Source organism: Gluconobacter sp. P1D12_c (assembly GCF_018812105.1).
Taxonomy (GTDB): domain Bacteria; phylum Pseudomonadota; class Alphaproteobacteria; order Acetobacterales; family Acetobacteraceae; genus Gluconobacter; species Gluconobacter oxydans_A.
Genome location: NZ_JACSIQ010000781.1, coordinates 1 through 376 on the forward strand (window position 1 = coordinate 1; position 376 = coordinate 376).

Sequence of the window (376 nt, forward strand, 5' to 3'; positions counted from 1 at the left end):
CACCACCAGCAACAGCAGAAGAAACAGCACCAACCATCGTGCCAGCCATCTCAAACTTTTCAGCCTTAGCTTATGCAGCATCCACACGCTATGCAACAGCACGACCATCACCCAGAGCAATAGCTAAAGCCTTGGCTTGTTGCTTCTCCTGGTTCCACTGGTCCCGAGTTAAACGCATACGACCTGGACCAATACGAGTTAAGCCAGAAGACTTCACGACCTTATCCCAATAACTGTCCTGCCAATCTCTAAACGATTGCTTATAGGCTTCATTTTGATCCTTTGGAGATACCCCCTCCGCCTTGGCCTACTGCTTTGCACTGCAATAGCTAAAGCCTTGGCTTGTTGCTTCTCCTGGTTCCACTGGTCCCGAGTT

The 376-nt window shown here is 49.7% G+C and carries 1 protein-coding gene; it reads right to left on the reverse strand.

Annotation, left to right across the window (positions count from 1 at the left end):
• Window positions 1-88 precede the first annotated feature (88 nt).
• Complete coding sequence (locus KP705_RS20795) at window positions 89-217, reverse strand: hypothetical protein (protein WP_256445928.1); 129 nt, start codon at window positions 215-217, stop codon at window positions 89-91.
• Between the last annotated feature and the right edge of the window lie 159 nt (window positions 218-376).